Source organism: Streptomyces sp. NPDC042201, from assembly GCF_055582185.1.
This window is the reverse complement of the sequence record NZ_JBVJDS010000006.1, coordinates 148,706-164,178: the sequence shown is the minus strand read 5'-3', so window position 1 is coordinate 164,178 and position 15,473 is coordinate 148,706. Positions and strand designations below refer to the sequence as shown.

The window sequence follows — 15,473 nt, the reverse complement described above, 5'->3', positions numbered from 1 at the left end:
CAGGAGGGATGGTCAGGCGGTGATACGGGACGCGGCCGCGGCCTCGCGGGCGAGCGCGGCCGCCGCCGGGCGGTCGAGCCTGCCGTCCGCGACGACGGTGACCACGCGCCGGGCGAGACGCGCGCCGGCGGGCAGTGGCAGCCGGCGCCGCCAGGCGGGCGACGATCCGACTCCGGGATATCCGGCGGTGCGTACGAACCAGGGATCGTCGCGGGTGTCCTCGTCCGCCCCCGCGAAGATCAGGGTCCAGTCCGGTCCGGTGAGCGCCAGCCAGTCCGCGGTGCGCCCGTGCACCGCGTCCTCGCCCGTCGCGTCCTCGGTGAAGGCGTCCGGCGCCGCGTCCGCCGGGCCCGCCCTGGGCGCACGCCAGAAGAATCCGCCGTACCCCGCGCCAGGACGGCCGTTGGTGGCCGGGCTGCCGAAGGACAGGTCCTCGCCCGATACATTGCTCAGCGCCGACGTGAAGTCGAGGGCCCACGCGTCCCCGGACAGTGCGAGGGCGCGGATCGTGCGCCGCTCGTTGAGCAGTTGGCGTCCTTCCCGCGTCCAGGAGAGTTCCTGCACGCAGCCGTCGTGGTCGCACGGCAGCCAGCCCGTGTGCTCCTGCGTGCCGTGGTTGTCGAGCTCGACGGAGCCCCGGTCGTGCACATAGGTACGTCCGCCCCAGAAGTTGCCGCCCGAGACGTCCGGCACGGCCATGGACACCCCGAGGTGATGCGGATGGTCGGCGGGCCGAAGCTCGGTCACGGTGACACCGCCGAGAGTGCGCACGGGATGCAGATACGGTCGCGGCGAGAGCGTCGCCGGCAGTCGCGGCCGGTACACGTAGTCGGCCACGGGGCGGCCGCCGCGGCACAGCACCCTGATACCGGGGGAATCCGGCGGCCCGCTCATGGCGCGAGCGCCGCGGCCGGGGGTACGGCCCAGCCCGCGCCCAGTTCGGAGAAGGTGGAGAGACTCTCGGCGCTTGCCGCGACCAGGGCGTCGATGCCCCTGACGATCCGGCGCGGCGAGCGCTCGCCCTGCGCGCTGTACCAGGCGTCGGCCGGCAGCGGCTCGGGCAGGGGCCCGGTCCTGACGGCCTCGACGATTCGCATGAAGGCACCCGTGCGCGCGGGCGGTACGAGCAGGCGGGCGCCCTCGCGCCGGTGCGCGACCAGGTTCTCCAGCAGATCGGTACGCGGGTGGACGCTCTGGACCGGACCCCGGTTCGCGCGCTGCACCAGCACCCGGTCCTCCTTGTACCAGAAGGTGATCCGGCCGCTGGCCCCGTGGATCATGACGTACGGCTCCCCGGCCCGCTCCGCGCACAGGGTGACCGCGACCGTGATCCGGGTGCCCCTGGCCGTCTCCAGACGCAGACAACTGGTGTCGTCGGCCTCGATGTCGTTGGCCCTGAACTGCTCCAGCTCCACCCCGGCGAGGTCCTCGGCCAGATCGCTGCCGTCGATGCGCAGCGCGGTGGCCACCGCGTGCGCGAGCGGATTGGTGAGCACCCCGTCCACGACGTCCCGCCCGTTCAGGGTGCGGCGCCCGGCCCAGGGCACACGCTTGTAGTACGCGTCGTCGCGCACCCAGGCCCCGGCGGCGCCGATCCCGCGCAGCGGGCCGATAGCACCCTCCGCGATCAGCTCTCTTATCGCGTCGACGGCATGGGAGCCGAGCGACTGGAAGCCGACCTGACAGGCCGTGCCGAACTCGTCCAGCCCCGAGAGCAGCCGCTCGTACTCCGCGTACGACGCCGTGGTCGGTTTCTCCAGCAGGGTGTGCACGCCATGGGCGGCGGCGGTCAGCGCCAGAGCGGTGTGGGTGTGGATGGGCGTGCAGATGACCGCGATCTGCGCGCCCGTGCGCTCCAGCAGCCCGGCGAAGTCGGCGGACTGCTCGGGGCTGCCGAAGCCGGTCAGCTCCTCGGCGGTCAGCGGCTCCAGCTCGCAGATGCCCACGAGCCGTACCAGCCCGGCCTGTTCGAGACGGTGGATGTTGCGCAGATGCGAGCGGCCATGACCACGCGCACCGGCGAGTACGACGCGCAGGCTCATCCCTTCACCGCCCCCGCGCTGAAGCCGGTGATCAGCCCTTTCTGGATATAGGCGAAGACGATGACGACGGGCACCGCGGAGATCACACCGCCCGCGGCCAGTGCGCCGAAGTCGACACTGTCCGCCCCGATGAGGGTGCTCAGCCCGACCGGGATCGTCTGCTTGTCCTGGTCCATGAGGAACATCAGGGCGAAGAGGAAATGGTTCCAGCTGGCGACGAAGGCGAAGGAGCCGACGGCGATCAGGCCGGGCCGCAGCATGGGCAGCACGATGATGCGGAAGGCCTGTAGCCGCGAGCAGCCGTCCACCCAGGCCGCCTCCTCCAGGGAGTACGGCACATTCTTGATGAAACCGCTGATCAGGATGATCGACAGCGGCAACTGGAAGACCGTCTCGGCGATGACCACGCTCGCCAGGGAGTTGATCATCTGGAGGTTCTTGAAGATCTGGAAGAGCGGCACCAGCATCAGCGCGCCCGGGATGAACTGCGAGCACAGCAGCGCCAGCATGAACCCCTGCTTGATCCGGAAGTTGAAGCGCGCCAGGGCGTAACCGCCGGCGAGCGCGACCCCCGTCGTACAGATCAGGGTGCAGAGACCGACCAGCGCGCTGTTCTGGAAGAAGACGGAGAAACTCCGGTCGTTCCAGACCTTCGCGAAGTGCTCGAGGGTGACCGGCCAGGGCACCAGCGAGTCGGAGCCCGCCGGCCGCACGGCGAACAGCAGCATCCAGTAGAAGGGGACGAGGGTGAAGAGCAGATAGAGGCCGAGGGGCAGATAGATCTGCCAGCGTGGCACCTCGTCGAAGGCGCGCTCGCGTTTCCTCCGCCGTACGGGCGGGAGCTGCGGGGGACCGGTCACGGGCTCGGTGTACGTGCCCTGTTCGGTGAGTGCCGCGGTCACTTGTCGTCGCCTCCGAACTTGCTCAGGCGCAGATAGAGAATCGAGAAGAAGAGGAGGATCGCGAAGGCGACGGTGGTCAGCGCGGTGGCGTAGCCGAAGTCGTGCGCCTCGAACCCGGTGACCGCGACATAGAGCGGCAGTGTGGTGGTGACGCCGGCCGGTCCGCCCTCGGTGAGGGTGAGCAGCAGGTCGACGTTGTTGAACTCCCACACGGCCCGGAGCAGTGTGGAGAGGATGATCGCGTCCTTGAGGTGGGGCAGTGTGATGTGGACGAACTGCCGGAACCTGCTCGCCCCGTCGACCGAGGCCGCCTCGTACAGGTCCCCGGGAATGGACTGGAGATCGGCGAGGATGAGGATCGCGAAGAACGGCACACCGCGCCAGAGTTCGGCCAGTACGGCAGCCCAGAAGACGGTGCCGGTGTCGGAGAGCACCGACGAGCCGTACGTGCCGACGCCCGCGTCGGCGAGATAGCGGCCGATGCCCGTCGACGGGTTGTAGAGCAGCAGCCAGATGGTGGTGGTCAGTACGCCGGAGACGGCCCAGGGCGAGAAGACCAGGGCGCGGGCGACGGCACGGCCCACGAAGGTCTGGTTGACGAGGAGCGCGAGCACCAAACCGAAGGCGAGCTGGAGCGAGACCTCGGTGACGACCCACTTGCCGCTGAAGACGAGGCTGTCCCAGAACAGCGGGTCATCGGTGAAGATCCGTTTGAAGTTGTCGAGGCCCGCGAAGCCGTTGCGCCAGGGCTTGGTGGCGTTGTAGTTCCGCAGGCTGTAGTAGAAGACGCTGAGCATCGGATAGGCGATGAAGCCCAGCATCAGCAGTCCGGCGGGGGCGATCAGCAGATAGGGGAGGCGCCGCGGCGTCGCTCCCGTACGGCGCTTGGGCGCCCTGGGTGCCCGGGGCGGAGCCCCTGATGAGTCCTGCGCCACAGCTGAGGCCATGACTGCTTCTCCGTTCCTTGGGTGAAGCGCTGCACAGTCGGAGTTCGGGGGGAGGGGACAGGAGGGGAGACGCGAATCTCAACCCACGTACGGGTCGGGCACCGTGCCCTGCCTGGCCAGGAAGGCGAAGTCGCAGCCGGTGTCGGCCTGGGTGATCTGCTCGTTGTAGAGGGCGCCGTAACCGCGCTCGTACCGCTCGGGCGGCGGCGTCCACGCGGCCCGCCGCCGCTCCAGTTCCTCGTCCGGCACGTGCAGATGAAGGCTGCGTGCCTCGACGTCCAGGGTGATCGTGTCGCCGGTGCGTACGAGCGCGAGCGGCCCGCCGATGTACGACTCGGGCGCGATGTGCAGGACACACGCGCCGTAACTCGTGCCGCTCATCCGGGCGTCGGAGATCCGGACCATGTCCCGCACCCCCTGCTTGAGCAGGTAGTCCGGGATCGGCAGCATCCCGTACTCGGGCATCCCGGGGCCGCCCTTGGGGCCCGCGTTGCGCAGCACCAGCACATGCTCGGGGGTGATCCCGAGCTCCGGGTCGTTGATGGTCCGCTGCATCGTCCGGTAGTCGTCGAAGACCATGGCGGGACCGGTGTGCTTGAGGAGGCGCGGTTCGGCGGCGACATGCTTGATGACCGCGCCGTCGGGACAGAGATTGCCGCGCAGCACCGCCACCCCGCCCTCCGGCGCGAGGGGATTCCCGCGCGGCCGGATCACCTCCGGATCGTGGACGAGCGCGCCGTCGAGCTGTTCCCGCAGGGTGGCGTGCGCGACGGTCGGCCGGTCCAGATGCAGCACGTCCGTCAACCGCGACAGGAATCCCGGCAGTCCGCCAGCGAAATGGAAGTCCTCCATGAGGTACTGCCCGCCGGGACGGAGGTTCGCCAGGACCGGCACGGTGCGGGCGATCCGGTCGAAGTCGTCGAGGGTGAGCCGTACGCCCGAGCGTCCCGCCATCGCGATCAGATGGATCACCGCGTTCGTGGAGCCGCCCAGCGCGAGAACCGTGGCGACCGCGTCCTCGTACGCCTCCCGCGTCAGGAGCTTCGACAGCCTCAGGTCCTGTTCCACCAGGGCGACGGCGCGTCTGCCCGAAGCGGCGGCCATCCGGTCGTGCCCGGCGTCGACGGCCGGGATCGACGAGGCTCCCGGCATGGTGACCCCCAGCGCCTCCGCGGCGGCGGTGAGCGTGGAGGCGGTGCCCATGGTCATGCAGTGACCGGGCGACCTGGCCAGGCCGTTCTCCAGCTCGGCCAGCTCGGCGTCGCCGATCAGCCCGGCCCGCTTGTCGTCCCAGTACTTCCACATGTCCGTCCCCGAGCCGAGGACCTCGCTCCGCCAGTGCCCCGGCAGCATGGGCCCGGCCGGCACGAAGAGGGCCGGCAGGTCCACGCTCGCCGCGCCCATCAACAGCGCCGGCGTCGTCTTGTCGCAGCCGCCCATCAGCACCGCGCCGTCGACCGGATAGGAGCGCAGCAGCTCCTCCGTCTCCATCGCCAGCATGTTGCGGTAGAGCATCGGGGTCGGCTTCTGGAACGTCTCCGAGAGGGTGGAGACGGGGAACTCCAGCGGGAAACCACCGGCCTGCCACACCCCCCGCTTCACCGCCTGCGCACGTTCCCGCAGATGGACATGGCAGGGATTGATGTCCGACCACGTGTTGAGGATCGCGATGACCGGCTTGCCGAGGTGCTCCTCGGGGAGATAGCCGAGCTGGCGGGTACGGGCGCGGTGGCTGAAGGAGCGCAGCCCGTCGGTCCCGTACCACTGGTGGCTGCGCAGGTCCTCGGGCCGTACGGTCATATCGCCCACTCCGCCACGAGTGCGGCGACGGCCGCGCGCTGTTCCTCGGGCAGTGCGCTGCTCGGCGGGCGGATGTCGCGCAGGCACAGCCCGAGGGCGGCGAGCGCCTCCTTGACCATCGTCACGTTGTCGGCGGACTGCCGGACGGCGCGCAGTTCCTCGAAGGGCCTGATCTGCTCCCAGAGCTTCATGGCGGCCGCGTAGTCCCCGGCGCGCAGCGCGTCCAGCATCCCCAGTGAGACGGCCGGTGCGACATTGACGAGCCCCGAGGTGAACCCGGTGGCTCCGCCGGCGAAGTACGAGGGCGCGTACAGCTCGGCGAGTCCCGCGACCCAGACGAAGCGCTCCAGACCCGCGTCCCGTGCGAAGGCCGCGAAGCGCGCGGCGTCCGGCACGGCGTACTTCGCCCCGATGACATTGGGGCAGAGCTCTCCGAGCCGTGCCAGGCTCTCGCCGCTGAGCTGCGCGTTGCGGATGTACGGGACCACGCCGAGCTCCGGGACCGCGTCGGCGATGGAGCGGTGGTAGTCGATCCAGCCGTCCTGCGACACATAGGGATGGACGGGCTGATGCACCATCACCATCCCGGCGCCGGCCGCGCCGGCGTGCTCGGCCGCGGCCACGGCGGTCGGCACGTCCAGGCCGATCCCGACGAGGATCGCGGCCCGGCCGGCCGCCTCCTCGACGGTCAGCTCCGTGACCGTGCGGCGCTCCTCGGGGGTCAGCGCGTAGTACTCCCCGGTGTTGCCGTTCGGCGTGAGCGTGCGGACGCCGCCGTCGAGCAGCCGGCGCAGCAGGGCGCGGTGAGCGACGGTGTCGAGGGTGTCGTCGGCGGTGAACGGGGTCACGGGGATTGCCACGACATCGGCGAGCGCGTCCCGCAGCGAGGTGAAATCGGGGCTGTTCATATGGGGTCTCCCTCGGGGAACGCCCGCCGCACGAAGTCGGCGATGTGATCGTGCAGGGCCTGGGAGGCGCCGTCGGCGTCACCGGCGAGGGCGAGCCGCAGGATCTCCCGGTGTTCCCCGGCCTCCCGCTTCCACGACGGGACGGCGGACCAGGCGACGGTCGAGACGAGGGCGGCCTGATCGCGCACCTCGTCGAGCATCCGGGCCAGCAGCGGGTTGCCGCAGGGGAGATACAGCGCCCGGTGGAAGTCACGGTTGGCGAGCGAGCGCTCGGCCTGGTCCGCCGCTTCGTCGGCTCTGACCAGGGCTTCCCGTGCGGCGTCCAGCGAGGCGTGGCGGGCGAGGGAGCGCCGCAGTGCCTCCGGTTCCAGCAGCAGCCGTACGTCATAGACCTCGTGGGCCATGGCGGCGTCGACCGTGCGCACGGTGGCGCCCTTGTACTGGCTCATGACGACGAGGCCGGTGCCGGCCAGGGTCTTGAGCGCTTCGCGTACCGGAGTCTTCGACACCCCGAACTGCGCGGCCAGTTCGGTCTCGACCAGGGCCTGTCCCGGGCTGAGACCGCCGGTGAGGATGCCGTGTTTGATCGCCTCCAGTACGTATTGGGTGCGGGAGGGGATCGGACTCGGGGCGAAGGCCATGGGCGCACTCACATCTCGCGTATCGCGTCTCATATATGACGTACGAAGTACGACGCGATGAAGCTAGGACCGCGTTCATGTTTCGTCAATGCTTCGCGCAGAAGTGATGTGGCGTCACGGCTGACCGACATGAAGCGCTTCCATCGATCTCCGCAGGTACGTTGACGTATGGCCCGCGTGGCCTCTAACTTCTATCGGAAAGCGCTTACTGTCGAGCCCTCCTGGAGGTGCCGTCGGGAGCCGATTCCGCCGGCGAGGGCGACCGGCCACGAGCTGCTCCTCCGCGCGGAATGATCGCGGTTGACGAGTAGTGTTCGCGACGTGCCGGCTGGGCGCCGGCGGCGTCCGCGTGTGCCGCGAACGGCGATGGTGACCAACGCCCCTCCGGGCACCGCGACCCGTGCCGCACCGGAGGAGACAGGCGTAAAGGTGGTTCAGGCGTGAAGCTGACAATTCTCGGCGGCGGCGGATTCCGGGTGCCGCTGGTGTACGGAGCGCTGCTCGCCGATCACGCCGAGGGCCGCGTCACCCATGTCACCCTCCACGATCTGGACCCCGCCAGGCTTACGGCCGTCGCGCGCGTACTGGCCGAGCAGTCCGTGGGCATTGCCGACGCGCCGGCCGTGACGCACACCACCGATCTCGACGAGGCGCTGCGCGGCGCCGACTTCGTCTTCTCCGCGATCCGCGTCGGCGGCCTGGCGGGCCGCGCGGCCGACGAGCGCATCGCGCTGGACCAGGGGGTCCTGGGCCAGGAGACGGTCGGCGCCGGCGGCATCGCGTACGGACTGCGCACGGTCCCCGTCGCCGTCGACATCGCGCGACGCGTCGCCCGGCTCGCCCCCGACGCCTGGGTCATCAACTTCACCAATCCGGCGGGCCTGGTCACCGAGGCCATGTCCCGCCACCTCGGCGACCGTGTCATCGGGATCTGCGACTCGCCCGTGGGCCTGGGCAGGCGCGTCGCCCGCGTCCTCGGCGCCGACCCGGACGAGGCGTGGATCGACTACGTCGGCCTCAACCACCTCGGCTGGCTGCGCGGCCTGCGCGTCGCGGGACGCGACGAACTCCCGCGCCTGCTCGCCGACACCGAGGCCCTCGGCTCCTTCGAGGAGGGCAGGCTCTTCGGTCCCGAGTGGCTCCAGTCCCTCGGCGCGATCCCCAACGAGTACCTGCACTACTACTACTTCAACCGGGAAGCGGTACGCGCCTATCGGGACGCCGAGCAGACGCGCGGCGCGTTCCTCCGCGACCAGCAGGCGCGGTTCTACGAGGAGATGGAGCGGACCGGCGCCCCGGCCCTCGCGGCCTGGGACCGTACCCGCGCCGAGCGCGAGGCCACGTACATGGCGGCGAACCGCGAGGCGGCGGGCGTCGGCGAGCGGGACGAATCCGACCTGGAGTCCGGCGGCTACGAGAAGGTGGCCCTCGCCCTGATGCGCGCCATCGCCCGCGACGAACGCGCGACGCTCATCCTCAACGTCCGCAACCGCACCACCTTGCGTGTGCTGGACGAGGAGGCGGTGATCGAGGTCCCCTGCCTCGTGGACGCGAACGGCGCCCACCCCCTGTCCGTCGCCCCCCTGCCGGACCATGCCACCGGCCTGGTGTGCGCGGTCAAGGCCGTCGAGCGCGAGGTCCTGGCCGCCGCCGCGAGCGGCTCGCGCACCACTGCGGCCAAGGCGTTCGCCCTGCACCCTCTTGTCGATTCCGTGACCGTCGCCCGCCGTCTCGTCGACGACTACACGAGCGCGCACCCCGGCCTGGCGTACCTGAACCGGCGGTAGGAGATCAGAAGACGGTCCCGGTGGCGGACAGCAGGGCGATGAGGATCACCACCGCGAGAAACGCCCGGGCGGCGGGGTGGCCGAGGTTCATGGTCCAGTTGGAGCCGCCCGCCCGCTGGTGAGCCTCTCCGCGGGAGCCCCTGCGCGGCGGCCTCGGCGAGCAACGTGCGCATCCTGCCCTGCCATTCCTCGGAGAAGGGCGCCTCGGGCGGGCCGGAGTGCGGATCGCGGCGTACGACGGCGCCGCGGGGCGCCCGGTCGGCTGAGAGCCTGTCGGACGGCCTCTGATCGGGCGGCCCGGGGCGTGCGGGCGGCCCCCGGCTCACTGTTTCGGGTGGTGTTCGCCGGCCCGCCGGAACCCCCGGCCCGTCACGGGGCCAGGACCGTTTCCCCCGCGCACCGCCGCGGCGGGATGTCCGGCCGCATGTGCGGAGGTTCTCCCCGGCCGGTGGACCTGGTCAGCGGGATACGCTGCTGACGTGGTGATCACCAGGGAGGACACGCGAGCGGGTACCGCGCTGCTGCTCGCGGCCGCGCCGGCGGGCAAGGGCTGTCTCATCGACGCGGCATCCGTACTGCCCGCGCTCGCGGCCGTCCCCCCGAGCACCCTCACCGGCACGGCCGCGGCGACCGTGATCGAACTCGCCGACCCGCTCGACCCGCAGACCGTCCTCACCCGTATCCGCGCCGCGGCCGCCACGGCCGGCCCGCTGTCCCTCTACATCACGGGGCAACTGCACCTGGACCACAAGCAGCGCCTGGTCCACCTCGCGCTGGCCCGCACGGCCCCGGCGACGCTGCGTTACACCGGTCTGCCCTGGCACTGGCTGGCCGCCGAGCTCAAACTGCGCCGGCCGGGCACCACCACGGTGGTCGTGGATCTGGTGGCCGACGCGGAAGCCTGGCAGCGACTGGGCGCCGAGGGGATCGGCCTCGGCTACGGCACCCGCCTGTACGGGCGCGTCGCCCCGCCTCCGCCGCGCCGGACGGTCGCCGCCCCCGCGTACTTGGCGGCGTGCGCGGCGATCTGGCGCAGCGGGGCGCGGCCGCCGCTCACCCAGCTCCACGAGCAGGCCGCCGCACGCGCCGGGGTCCAGGACGCGCTGCTGCTGGCCTTCGACGCTCCGCCCGTACACCACCTGCCGTTGGACAACGGTGCCGAGCCGGTACGCCATGACCGGCCGCCGGTCCCACCGCCCGGCCCGCCCGCCGGGGCGGAGGCCGAAGGGCCAGGAGCCGATCCGCATCCGGCGATCCTGGCCGCCGCCCGGGCCGGGCGTCACACGGAGGCGGCGTCGATCGCGGCCCTGTGGGAGAGCACGGCGCTGCGCGCCCACGGCCCGGGCTCGATGGAGGCGATCCACTGGCTGGAAGTACGGGCCGATCTCGCCCGCCTCGCCCAGGACGCGGGCCGCAGCTGTGCATTATGGATGGCGGCAGCCGAGGCCCGCCTCGCCTCGCAGCAGGCCCCGGATCACGAGGACGTCGAGGCCGCGGTCGACCGCGCCCACCACCAGTGGGAGCAGCTCCATGACCCGGCCCTGGCCCGCTCCCTGGCTCCGGCGCTGACCGCGCTGCGCCGCCGGGTGCCGGGCCGCAGGCGCGGCGCGATCGAGGCGATCCAGCGACAGATCGAGAACGTGCACTCGACTTCCGCCCGGCCCGAGTAAGGCGGCTGACCGCACGTCAGGCCCGCCGCCGGAGCGGAGGCGCCCCGGTCAGTGGCCGCCGAAGCGCCGGTCGCGTCTGCTGTACGCGACCGCCGCCGCCCACAGATCGTGTCGGCCGAAATCGGGCCAGAGGGTCTCGGTGAACAGCAGTTCGGCGTAAGCGCTCTGCCAGAGAAGGAAGTTGCTGAGCCGCTGCTCGCCGGACGTCCGGATGAAGAGGTCGACATCGGGCAGATCCGGCCGGTACAGATAGCGGCTGAAGGTCTCCGCGTCGATCAGCGCGGGATCGACGCGGCCCGCCGCGCTGTCCAGCGCCAGATGCCGGGCCGCCCGCCACAGTTCGTCGCGGGCCCCGTAGTTGATCCATACGGTCAGGTCCAGCCGGGAGTTGCCCGCGGTCCGTGCCTGGAACGCGTCGAAGCCGCGGAGCATGTCCGCGCCCAGGCGTCCGCGCTCGCCCGACCAGGTGACGCGCACACCTTGCTGATCCAGCCAGTCGCCGTGGTCCGTCACGAACGCGTTGATCAGCCGCATCACCTCGCCGACCTCCGTCCGCTCCCGGCGCCAGTTCTCGGTGGAGAAGGCGAAGAGCGAGAGATGCCGCAGTCCGAGCTGCAAGGCGCCGTCGACCGTGTCCAGCACGGCCGCCACCCCCGCCCGGTGCCCGTCGGTGCGCGGTAGCCCGCGCCCGGTCGCCCAGCGGCCGTTGCCGTCGAGCACCACGGCGACATGGCCGGGCAGCCGCCCCTCGGGGATCCGCGGCGGCCCGTCGCCCGGGCGCGGTGACGGAGCACTGGACCGCGCCCGGGGGGCAGCGGGAACAGAAGGGATGACCACGAGCTCACCTTTGCCGGCCGGCGCGTCCACGATCGGACACTTCGGATACTCTCCGTGTCTCGATGGTAACAGCAGGTGCTGATGGGGGTCTTGCGGTGCGCGGTTCGCGGACCGGTGACCAACTCCCCCTCCGAGCAAGGGAGATCGAATGAACGGCTGGCAGCGCGGACTGACGGAGGCCGGGGTGGGTGACCCCCGGCTGCGCGCGGAGTACACCCGGCAGGCGCGCGGACTGGCCCGGTACGTTCCCGCCCACTACGCCGCTCTGCGGCTGCTGCTGACCCCGGCGACGGCGGTACACGTGGTGGCCGCCATGTCGTTCATGCACACCTGCGACGAACTGCTGGACCGGGACGACCGGGCCCCGGCCGAGCTGCGGGCCGCCCGCTTCGCGGAGTACGAGACGCGGGTGCGGCGGGCGTTGGAGTCCCCCCGGGCTCCCTCGGGCGGCCTCGCGCCGCTGTGGCACACCGCCCGTACCCACCCGCGGCTGGCCGGCTGCGTGGAGGACTTCCTGCGGGCGGCGCCGACCGACCTGTACTTCGCCGGTTTCGAGCAGGAGTCGGACTTCGCGGCGTACGTGGACGGGTACACGCTGCCCGGCCTGCTGCTGATCGCCGCCGTGCTCGCCGCCCCGGAGGAGTCCCCGGAGCGGCTGCGGGAGAGCGTCCGGCTGCTGGCCGTACCCGTCCAGCGGATCGATTTCCTGACCGACCTGGCCGAGGACCTGCGAGCCGGCCGGGTCTGCCTGCCGCGCGCGGACCTGCGGGCCACGGAGGTACGGCCCGACGATCTGCGGCAAGGACGCGGCACGGCCCAGGTACGGGCACTGCTGGCGCGCACCGCCGCCAAGTGCTGGGCGGATCTCGCGGCGGCGAAGCGGGCCGTGGCCGGCTTCCCGCCGCTGTACGTGCCCATGGTCGCGGCGCAGCTGGACGTCTACGCCCACCTGCTCCAGCTGGCCGAGGTCCGCGGCCCGCGGCTGCTCCGCGCCGGCGTCCGGCCGCGCATTCCGGCGGCGGCCGCCATCCTCCTGCGGCACCGAGGACGGACCCGCACGGAAGCTCCCCCGGCCACCAGCCGTCCGTCCCGCCCGGTCACTCCGGCATCAGCGGGGCGGGACCGCCGTCGAGGGTGACACGCAGCCGTCACCGGCGTGAACGAGGCCGCCGACCTGATGCGCCGCAGCCTGGCCTGCTCGACAACGCGCCGCGCCCGGCCTCCGAAGCGAAGCGGACATATCGCCTTATCGTTCGAGGCAACCGCCCGCCAGCCTGAGGAGAACCATGGGACAGCTCGACGGGAAGACCGCGGTCGTGACCGGTGGCACCACCGGGATCGGCCTGGCCGCGGCCCGGCGGTTCGCCGAGGAAGGGGCGCGGGTGTTCGTGACCGGCCGGCGTCAGGCCAGTATCGACGCCGCGGTGGAGGCGATCGGCGCGAACGCCACCGGCGTCCGGAGCGACGCGTCCGATCCGGCGGATCTCGACCGGCTCTACCGGACGGTGGGGAGCGGCGGGAACGGCATCGATGTCCTGTTCGCCAATGCGGGCGGCGGCGAGCTCGCGCGACTTGAAGACGTCACCGAGAAGCACTTCGACGACACCTTCGGCCTCAACGTGAGAGGCACCCTGTTCACCGTCCAGAAGGCGCTGCCGCTGCTGAACGAGGGGGCCTCCGTCATCCTCAACGCGTCCACCGCCGGGAGCGTGGGCAGTGAGGCATTCGGGGTCTACGGCGCCTCCAAGGCCGCGGTGCGGTCCTTCGCCCGTACCTGGGCCAACGAGCTCAAGGGCCGGGCCATCCGGGTCAACGCCCTCAGCCCCGGTGCCACCGACACCCCAGGAATCACCGGCCTCGCCGCCGACGAGGAGCAGGCCGCCGAGCTCAGGAAAGCGCTGGTCGGCCAGACACCCATGGGCCGCATGGGACGGCCGGAGGAGATCGCCGACGCCGTCCTGTTCCTCGCCTCCGACCAGAGCACCTACGTCACCGGCATCGAACTGTTCGTCGACGGCGGCAGCAACCAGATCTGACGGCGGGCCGCGTGCCCCGGATCTGGCCGGCTTCCCCTTTCGGCGGTACTGCCCGCGCCGTCGGAAAGCCGCTCAGCTGTCGCGTGCGATCGTGCTCGTGGGGACCGCCGCGCGGATCAGCTGGCGCAGCGCGCCGTAGTAGACCTCATGGTCGGACATGCCCGCCAGGACGGCGTCCAGGTGCTCGGTCAGTACGGGAAACCTTGCGGGGTCCAGCGGGGCGAGGGCGGTTCGGGTCGCCGCCGTGGCGGCGCCGGGGTGACGGTGGTCGACGAAGCCCGCGCTGCCGAGCGTGAGCAGATACATCCGCCGGTATGTGGCGACCGCGTCCCGGGGGCTCATCCCCGCCGCGATATTGGCGGCGATCTGCGGCTCGGTGAGCCGCGCCAGCAACTCGCGGCCCAGCCACGGACGGGTGCCGCGCAACGTGGCCAGCCCCGGATGGGCCGTCAGCAGCCGGTACAGCGCGCCGAAGCGTGTCTCGGTGGCCTGGGCCCAGTCCGCGTCCGGCGCGATATCGGGCAGCTGCGCGGCCAGGTGGTCGGCGCACAGATCGAGAAGCCCCGCCAGGTCGCTGCAACGCCGGAAGATCGTGGCGTGCGAGACCCCGAGACGCTCGGCCACCCCCCGGAAACTCAGTGCGGAGGGACCGTCCTCGTCGATGATCGACAAGGCGGTCCCGGCGATACGGCTGGGGGTCGCTCCCTGAAGAGCGTGTGATTGCCGCGGCATGTGATACAGCGTAACGTACGCTGTATCACAAAACCCGCAAACGCTGCGCCCGCCCGGCCGGGCCACCCCGGCAGTCCGCTGCCCCCGCCGGGCGCGCGGCAGAGGAGACCCCTGTGTTCGAGCCGCTCACCTACGACGCCGTCCAGGAAGCCGCCGCCCGCATCGCCGGACGGGTACGGCCGGTGACCGTGGTGCCCGTCGAGCCCGGCGGTGTCGCCACCGACGGGCCGGACGGGCAGCCGGACCCCTGCCAGGTCTGGCTGGTGACGGAGTACATGCAGCACACCGGGTCCTTCAAGGCGCGCGGCGCTATGAACTTCCTCGCTGCCCACCACGAGGCCGGCAGCCTCCCTGAAGCAGGCGTCACCATCGCCTCCGGCGGCAACGCCGGCCTCGCCTGCGCGTGGGCCGCGCGGCAGCACGGTGTGCCGGCCACCGTCTTCCTTCCGGAGCGCGCCCCGGGCGTCAAGGTCGCCAAGCTCCGTGGCTACGGAGCCGACGTACGCCTCATCGGTACCGAGTACGCCGAGGCGCTGGCCGCCTGCCAGGACTTCGCCACCGAGACCGGGGCGCTGGCCAGCCACGCCTACGACCACCCGCTGATCGCCGCCGGTGCGGGCACGCTCATGGACGAGATCCTTCAGCGGATCCCGGACCTGGACACGGTGGTCGTCGCGGTCGGCGGGGGCGGCCTGTTCGCCGGCGTGGCCACGGCCGCCCGCCACCACGGGGTGCACACTGTCGCCGTCGAGCCCGAGGACTGCCGTGCGCTCAACGCCGCCCTGCGGGCCGGGCGGATCGTCGACGTCCCGGTGGACTCGGTCGCCGCCGACTCGCTCGGCGCCCGGCGCACCTCCGCCGTCTCCCTGCACGCCGCCCAGCAGCCCGGAGTCAGCTCCGTGCTGGTGCCCGACTCCCGGATCGTGCACGCCCGCCAGGCCTTGTGGGACGACCGCCGCATAGCGGTCGAGCACGCCGCGGCGACGGCGCTGGCCGCCCTCGCCCCGCAGGAGGACGCTCCCGCGCCCGTCGAGCCCGGCACCCGGGACGACGCGCCGCTACGGAGCTACCGCCCGCGCGGCGGCGAGCGGATCGCCGTGGTGCTGTGCGGTGCCAACACCGACCCGAGCGATCTCGTCGTCCGTACGGGCTGAGGCCGACGGGGCAGGGG

At 71.8% G+C, this 15,473-nt stretch carries 14 protein-coding genes; 5 read left to right on the top strand and 9 right to left on the bottom strand.

Translation table 11 applies throughout. The features are described from left to right. Positions 1–12: 12 nt before the first annotated feature. The 7 genes from ACZ6MZ_RS16620 to ACZ6MZ_RS16590 form a co-directional block, all read right to left on the bottom strand. A complete protein-coding gene (locus ACZ6MZ_RS16620) occupies positions 13–894 on the bottom strand; it encodes a DUF6807 domain-containing protein (protein WP_469352551.1) in 882 nt (293 codons plus the stop codon). Continuing rightward, positions 891–2,042: a Gfo/Idh/MocA family protein gene (locus tag ACZ6MZ_RS16615; RefSeq protein ID WP_469352550.1), complete on the bottom strand. Its 1,152-nt coding sequence runs from the start codon at positions 2,040–2,042 to the stop codon at positions 891–893. Before ACZ6MZ_RS16615 ends, ACZ6MZ_RS16620 begins: the two co-directional genes overlap by 4 nt. Then, on the bottom strand, positions 2,039–2,944 hold the full coding sequence (locus tag ACZ6MZ_RS16610; RefSeq protein ID WP_469352548.1) for a carbohydrate ABC transporter permease: 906 nt from the start codon (positions 2,942–2,944) through the stop codon (positions 2,039–2,041). Before ACZ6MZ_RS16610 ends, ACZ6MZ_RS16615 begins: the two co-directional genes overlap by 4 nt. Further along, positions 2,941–3,891, bottom strand: coding sequence for a carbohydrate ABC transporter permease (locus ACZ6MZ_RS16605; RefSeq protein WP_384327453.1), 951 nt, complete (start codon positions 3,889–3,891; stop codon positions 2,941–2,943). Before ACZ6MZ_RS16605 ends, ACZ6MZ_RS16610 begins: the two co-directional genes overlap by 4 nt. 78 nt (positions 3,892–3,969) lie before the next feature. Further along, positions 3,970–5,691 carry an L-arabinonate dehydratase gene (araD, locus tag ACZ6MZ_RS16600; protein WP_469352546.1) on the bottom strand — a complete coding sequence of 574 codons (1,722 nt, stop codon included), beginning with the start codon at positions 5,689–5,691 and terminating at the stop codon, positions 3,970–3,972. Further along, positions 5,688–6,599 carry a dihydrodipicolinate synthase family protein gene (locus tag ACZ6MZ_RS16595; RefSeq protein WP_469352544.1) on the bottom strand — a complete coding sequence of 304 codons (912 nt, stop codon included), beginning with the start codon at positions 6,597–6,599 and terminating at the stop codon, positions 5,688–5,690. Before ACZ6MZ_RS16595 ends, araD begins: the two co-directional genes overlap by 4 nt. After that, positions 6,596–7,240, bottom strand: coding sequence for a GntR family transcriptional regulator (locus tag ACZ6MZ_RS16590; protein ID WP_389788772.1), 645 nt, complete (start codon positions 7,238–7,240; stop codon positions 6,596–6,598). The genes ACZ6MZ_RS16595 and ACZ6MZ_RS16590 overlap by 4 nt, the downstream gene beginning before the upstream one ends. Before the next feature lie 440 nt (positions 7,241–7,680). Here ACZ6MZ_RS16590 and ACZ6MZ_RS16585 point away from each other — a divergent pair, with 440 nt between their 5' ends. Further along, entirely contained in the window at positions 7,681–9,027 is a 1,347-nt protein-coding gene (locus ACZ6MZ_RS16585; RefSeq protein WP_469352541.1) for a 6-phospho-beta-glucosidase, read from the top strand. 479 nt (positions 9,028–9,506) lie between these two features. Continuing rightward, positions 9,507–10,697, top strand: coding sequence for a hypothetical protein (locus ACZ6MZ_RS16580; protein ID WP_469352540.1), 1,191 nt, complete (start codon positions 9,507–9,509; stop codon positions 10,695–10,697). A gap of 48 nt (positions 10,698–10,745) precedes the next feature. Here the strand turns inward: ACZ6MZ_RS16580 and uppS are convergent, their stop codons facing one another. After that, complete coding sequence (gene uppS / locus ACZ6MZ_RS16575) at positions 10,746–11,534, bottom strand: polyprenyl diphosphate synthase (RefSeq protein WP_469352538.1); 789 nt, start codon at positions 11,532–11,534, stop codon at positions 10,746–10,748. 148 nt (positions 11,535–11,682) lie between these two features. Between uppS and ACZ6MZ_RS16570 the strand changes: the two genes are divergently transcribed. Both ACZ6MZ_RS16570 and ACZ6MZ_RS16565 read left to right on the top strand, forming a co-directional pair. Next, complete coding sequence (locus ACZ6MZ_RS16570) at positions 11,683–12,672, top strand: squalene/phytoene synthase family protein (protein WP_469352536.1); 990 nt, start codon at positions 11,683–11,685, stop codon at positions 12,670–12,672. Between the two features lie 148 nt (positions 12,673–12,820). After that, positions 12,821–13,570: an SDR family oxidoreductase gene (locus tag ACZ6MZ_RS16565; RefSeq protein WP_469352534.1), complete on the top strand. Its 750-nt coding sequence runs from the start codon at positions 12,821–12,823 to the stop codon at positions 13,568–13,570. 72 nt (positions 13,571–13,642) lie between these two features. Here the strand turns inward: ACZ6MZ_RS16565 and ACZ6MZ_RS16560 are convergent, their stop codons facing one another. Continuing rightward, on the bottom strand, positions 13,643–14,302 hold the full coding sequence (locus ACZ6MZ_RS16560; protein ID WP_469352532.1) for a TetR/AcrR family transcriptional regulator: 660 nt from the start codon (positions 14,300–14,302) through the stop codon (positions 13,643–13,645). A 113-nt stretch (positions 14,303–14,415) separates the two neighbouring features. Between ACZ6MZ_RS16560 and ACZ6MZ_RS16555 the strand changes: the two genes are divergently transcribed. After that, complete coding sequence (locus ACZ6MZ_RS16555) at positions 14,416–15,456, top strand: serine/threonine dehydratase (RefSeq protein ID WP_469352531.1); 1,041 nt, start codon at positions 14,416–14,418, stop codon at positions 15,454–15,456. Positions 15,457–15,473: the final 17 nt, after the last annotated feature.

Bases quoted from the DNA above. Each gene is read 5' to 3' on its own strand.
- ACZ6MZ_RS16620 (WP_469352551.1), bottom strand. From the start codon at position 894: ATGAGCGGGCCGCCGGATTCCCCCGGTATCAGGGTGCTGTGCCGCGGC.
- ACZ6MZ_RS16615 (WP_469352550.1), bottom strand. From the start codon at position 2,042: ATGAGCCTGCGCGTCGTACTCGCCGGTGCGCGTGGTCATGGCCGCTCG.
- ACZ6MZ_RS16605 (WP_384327453.1), bottom strand. From the start codon at position 3,891: ATGGCCTCAGCTGTGGCGCAGGACTCATCAGGGGCTCCGCCCCGGGCA.
- araD (WP_469352546.1), bottom strand. From the start codon at position 5,691: ATGACCGTACGGCCCGAGGACCTGCGCAGCCACCAGTGGTACGGGACC.
- ACZ6MZ_RS16595 (WP_469352544.1), bottom strand. From the start codon at position 6,599: ATGAACAGCCCCGATTTCACCTCGCTGCGGGACGCGCTCGCCGATGTC.
- ACZ6MZ_RS16590 (WP_389788772.1), bottom strand. From the start codon at position 7,240: ATGGCCTTCGCCCCGAGTCCGATCCCCTCCCGCACCCAATACGTACTG.
- ACZ6MZ_RS16570 (WP_469352536.1), top strand. From the start codon at position 11,683: ATGAACGGCTGGCAGCGCGGACTGACGGAGGCCGGGGTGGGTGACCCC.
- ACZ6MZ_RS16565 (WP_469352534.1), top strand. From the start codon at position 12,821: ATGGGACAGCTCGACGGGAAGACCGCGGTCGTGACCGGTGGCACCACC.
- ACZ6MZ_RS16560 (WP_469352532.1), bottom strand. From the start codon at position 14,302: ATGCCGCGGCAATCACACGCTCTTCAGGGAGCGACCCCCAGCCGTATC.